The 4,642-nt window shown below is 34.8% G+C and carries 7 protein-coding genes and 1 pseudogene; 5 read left to right on the top strand and 3 right to left on the bottom strand.

What is annotated here, in order from left to right; genetic code table 11:
- From CYP84_RS00710 to CYP84_RS00700, 3 genes are all read right to left on the bottom strand, one after another.
- Nucleotides 1-280, bottom strand: a 280-nt coding sequence (locus CYP84_RS00710) for a hypothetical protein (protein WP_141089172.1), incomplete at its 3' end; no start/stop codon positions are given.
- A gap of 14 nt (nt 281-294) precedes the next feature.
- A complete protein-coding gene (locus tag CYP84_RS00705; RefSeq protein ID WP_103636347.1) occupies nt 295-1,215 on the bottom strand; it encodes a hypothetical protein in 921 nt (306 codons plus the stop codon).
- A 129-nt stretch (nt 1,216-1,344) separates the two neighbouring features.
- Nucleotides 1,345-1,776: a hypothetical protein gene (locus CYP84_RS00700; protein WP_002941319.1), complete on the bottom strand. Its 432-nt coding sequence runs from the start codon at nt 1,774-1,776 to the stop codon at nt 1,345-1,347.
- A gap of 135 nt (nt 1,777-1,911) precedes the next feature.
- Between CYP84_RS00700 and CYP84_RS00695 the strand changes: the two genes are divergently transcribed.
- The 5 genes and pseudogenes from CYP84_RS00695 to CYP84_RS00670 form a co-directional block, all read left to right on the top strand.
- Entirely contained in the window at nt 1,912-2,397 is a 486-nt protein-coding gene (locus CYP84_RS00695) for a hypothetical protein (RefSeq protein ID WP_103636346.1), read from the top strand.
- 192 nt (nt 2,398-2,589) lie between these two features.
- On the top strand, nt 2,590-2,793 hold the full coding sequence (locus CYP84_RS00685; RefSeq protein ID WP_103636344.1) for a hypothetical protein: 204 nt from the start codon (nt 2,590-2,592) through the stop codon (nt 2,791-2,793).
- 94 nt (nt 2,794-2,887) lie between these two features.
- Complete coding sequence (locus tag CYP84_RS00680) at nt 2,888-3,481, top strand: DUF1566 domain-containing protein (RefSeq protein ID WP_180996346.1); 594 nt, start codon at nt 2,888-2,890, stop codon at nt 3,479-3,481.
- A 26-nt stretch (nt 3,482-3,507) separates the two neighbouring features.
- Nucleotides 3,508-3,960, top strand: a complete 453-nt coding sequence (locus CYP84_RS00675; protein ID WP_103636342.1) for a DUF1566 domain-containing protein — start codon at nt 3,508-3,510, stop codon at nt 3,958-3,960.
- Between the two features lie 102 nt (nt 3,961-4,062).
- Nucleotides 4,063-4,642, top strand: a pseudogene (locus CYP84_RS00670) (McrB family protein); the annotation flags it as partial.

The following is a 4,642-nucleotide window of genomic DNA, read 5'->3' as shown; positions in this document are numbered from 1 at the left end:
TTATATATATGGCATATAAAATAAAAAAAATTGCGCCGGCAGAAAAAGCTAAGATAGGATTGTTAAAAAAATGCTCAACTAAATCTACTATAATTATAGTAAAAAATATTAGTCCAAGTAATATTTTACTAAGGTCCAAGGAACTTGCTTTTAACAAAAATTTTCTTTCTACAAACTCATTAGGGCCAAGGTTAAGACATTTGTTAAAAGATTTTTCATACATACCATAAATAATAAATGAAACTACCAAAAATATTAATATTGTAATTGCAATAGACATTTCTAATCCTTTAGTTATTTATTTATATATTTTCTACCTTCATCTGACAATATACCTTCTATTAAATTATATGGCACCACTTTGAGATCATCATAACCTTGATCTACATACATCTTTCCATTAAATATATACATACTCTGAACTAGACAAGACATACCACAACTAATATCTATAATACCTTTTTCGCCCAATAGTCTCTCTAAACTTTCCTTATCAACCGTAAAAAAGTCTTGGATGTTCTTTTCTTTACCATCTTTTATCATCTTTACATCTCTATACTCTCCCTCTGCATTACCAGTAGTATTCATATATCTTAAAGAGTCTTCTATCGCTATGTCTGGTGAAGAGAAGTAAATATTTGTGTGACCTATCATATGTCCATTAGAATTTAAACTACTTTTTCTATAACTATCCAAAACACCATACGGCCCTGTATAACACACATCCATATTTCTAATATCTCCTTCCTCATCCGGTGTAAGCTTAATATCATAGTTTTTTACAAACATAGACTTCAGTTCAAAAACCTTTGTGAGAGGTAAACATTCGTTTTGTGTCTTTACGCAATAGCTCGAATCTTGTGGTTTATCTTTATTGTATTGTATTGGTGTTATTACAAGAGCTTTTACTTTATTGCCAGATCCATCTTTTTTGAAGCACTCAATGTCTTTACCATTTTTGGTGCATTCTGCCTTTTGTCCATCTACTATTACCTCACCCATATTGCGGTAGTCGTAGCATCCCCCAAAGTCATCCTTCTCATTTCTTTGCGAATCAAAAAAGTTAAAAACAAGCTGAAACGACAAGTTGCCATTAAGAACATAGATTGATTGAACACCTGTATCTATAATGTATTTGAAATTGCTAGTAGCACCTCTTTCTAACCCATATACCATGCTAGTCAAAAAGCATACGATAAATAATGCCTTTTTCATTAAAAACTCCTTTTTCTATAAGTAAAAATTTGCAAGCATATTATTCAATGCGAACTTTATTTAATATAAATTTTTATTCTAACTATATGGTTTCTAGGTAGGGTTATCTTTGTGGCGAGTAAAAGGTGGTTATAAAAGAGAAATATCTCTCATGTGCCTTAGTGTTTGCTCTTTATTTTTCTCTAGAATTTCTATTAGTCTTGACAAGAGCGGTTCTGAAGCATATTGACAAAGATCTATGATACGACTTATGTTTTGCAAATTTTCATATTCTTTATCATTGTAATTACATTTATTGACCATATCTTTTAAAAAGCTTGAGATGTTAAGGTCGTCTATAAAAAGCTCTTGTTCGCTTACTTCAAGGGCTTTTGCTATATAAGGTATAAGCTCGGCTTTGATCTCTCTATTTCCATTGAGATAGTTATATATTGATGGCAAAGATGGCACTTCACCTGTGCTTTTTAGCCTAGGTTCAAGATCTATAAATTTTTGGACAAAGTCCTTTTTCTTTAACTTTTTACTTCTTAGGATTGCATTTATTCTTTCATAAATTTGCATTTTACACTCTTTGAAATTGCTCTAAATTTAAGAAGTATAGTTGATAAAAAAATACTATATGAATTAAGTATTCAATAAGAATAATTCTTATATGATTTTAAACTTAGTAAATGAATTTCAAATAAGGAGATTGTTATGAAAAAAGTATTTTTAAGTTTGCTAATAGCTAGCTTGCCATTAGCTGTGTTTGGGGCTGCACCTTTTGAGTTAAAGTTATATCAAGAGGATTCTACAGCACCTGGATTCGACTTTACTATTACTTCGCTTTATGATGGCAGGCTTGTTGTTGATTACCCTAATATTGTAGTAAACAAGGGTAAAGCAGGATGTGTAATATATGATGATAAAAAATTAGGCGATAGGTTTGAAGATTATTTTAGAAAGCAGGGAAATGGCAATGCTTTTTCAGGATTTGGAATGGCTGTGTTAACAACTGCATTTAGTTCAACAGAGGATAGAAAAAAACTTTTTAGAGAATTGGGCGTGGGTGTTGAAGAAAACAATAAGCTTGCATTTGAGTATGGAGATGCTAGAAAATCTTATATGATATGCCAAAAAAATAGAATTTTAGAGATAGTTGTCCCAACAAATGTCGGAAGATATACTTTTAGTTTTAGATAGTACAAATGATGATAACAATGAAAAAATATTATTAAAGATTTTAGCAATTACAGCTCTTAGCTTAAATTTACTTCAAGCCAAAGCTACACTTTCCATAGATGGATATATGTCAAAAATGCTTTTTATGAAAGTCAAAGATGGTGGGACTGTCTATGGGCAAGTGTAAGCATAAAAGCAGAAAGATCACAAAACTTGACAGATCTAGAAAAGTGTCAAGATGGTGATTTTGAAATTTGTGCTGAGTTGGGAGATGCGGGAAAAGACCATAAAAAGGCGGCACAACTTTACGAAAAAGCTTTCGATGGCGAAGAGATGCTTGGATGCTGTAGCTTAGTTTTTGCTGGTTTTTTAACGGATTTAAATCCGAACGAGCAAATTCGACATAATAGCTGGTAAGTCGCAGCCGTCGATGTGGCGATACTGTTTTACGGCTTTTATATCAGATACAAAAACAGTTTTGCAAATGAAATTTTAATGATGAAGGATGAAAATGAAGAAAATTTGCTTTACGCTTGCGCTTTTGCTGTGTTGCGGCTCTGCGTTTGCGTTTGACTTTGACCCGATAGGAACGGTGAAAAAGGCGTTTGGCTCGGTTACGGGCGAAAAGGGGTCTGGAATTACGGCGGGATTTAGTAGAGACGACCGCTTAGAAATCGTCAAAGACGATATTTATAGACTGATGTGGCAGGATCAAAAATTTATGGATAGTTCAGCTACCCTCTCCACATTAAGTGCAATGGGCGATAAATACAACAATAAAATGACTTATGCCGAGGCGGTAAAATACTGTGAAAATTTAAATTTTGCGGGCTTTGATGACTGGCGTTTGCCTACAGTAAATGAGCTTTTAAGCATCACGGACGATACTAGGTTTGAGCCTGCTATAAACAAAGCTTTTAAAAACGTCGCATACAAGACGAACGATAAGGGCGAGAAAGGCTATGGCTGCTACTGGAGCTCTACTGGGTTTGCCGGCGGCTCGTCTAGTGCGTGGTTCGTGTGTTTCGATGATGGCAACGATGGCAACGATATCTTGTACGATGTTTCTAATGGCAGCTTCGTGCGGTGCGTCCGCCGGTATTGATTTTAAAATTTAAGAAAGGATAAAAGATGAAAATACATATAGCCGTTTCTTTGCTGCTTTGTGGTCTGCTAAATGCCGAAGCGCTAAGCCCTACGTGCTACCGAGATAACGATAAAAACGTAGTGATATGTAGCGAAAAAAAGCTAGGAAGACTAATGTGGCAGGATGAAAAGCAAAACTTTGAAGGAACGTGGGATGAAGCACAAGAATACTGCAAACTAGTAAGCCTAGCCGGATACAAAGACTGGAGGCTACCAACAAGAGTGGAGCTGCTAAGCATAGCGGATAAGAGTAGGTATAAACCCGCTCTAAATACCGCTTTTAAATACATAGCAGAATCTGACTCGCCATTTTACTGGAGCCAAACTAAATACGCCAGCGGCTCGTCTGGTGCGTGGATCGTGCTTTTCAGTCATGGCTACGATAACTGGGACGACGTTTCTAATCGCAGCTTCGTGCGGTGCGTCCGGCAGGATTGATTTTTGAAATTTCTTTTTTGAGAAATCCGGACTTAATGGAGACGCTTTGAAAAAAGCTTTTTGCTCCCCTTGTGGGAGCTTTTTAAATTTAGGGAGAATAAAATGAATAACTTTACTGCTGAGCAGATACTAAAGATAAATGAGATTTTTAGTAGGATTGTCGATTGCAATGGAAATTTGAAGGTGTTTAATGGGGCGTGGGATAAGTACAAAAATTATACTGCCATATACGAAGAAGATTCTAACGGCAATAAATCTATACAAGCGACATACAGCACTAAAGTATCATTGGAAGATATATATAATAATGCCAAAAAGGCACTGAGCATATGCAATGTTGGCAACATAGTAGATAAAAATATTATTACTCCGCTAAAGACTTTTGATATAAGCAGCAAAGTAAGTAAAGCTAAAATAGGGGACCAAGCGGATGCACATTTTTCTGTTTTATTGCACCAATGTCCAGATCTCAAGGAAGAAGATTTTAATACTCTTTATAATGCTTTTTATGATGTATTGGCAATTTGCGGCTACGACTTTAACTCAAGTGATAATCATACGATACTTTATCTAAACATTTTTCAAAGATTGATTGATTACTTTCAAAAAGGTGATGTAAATTTTTACATTAAAGATGGCAATGTAAAGCCAGTAGATGATGAGCTTACTAAAAGACTTAGAG

The organism is Campylobacter concisus (assembly GCF_002912425.1).
In the GTDB taxonomy this organism is placed as follows: Bacteria; Campylobacterota; Campylobacteria; order Campylobacterales; family Campylobacteraceae; genus Campylobacter_A; species Campylobacter_A concisus_AH.
The sequence above is the reverse complement of the archived record's forward strand: the minus strand, read 5'-3'. Positions and strand labels throughout refer to the sequence as shown.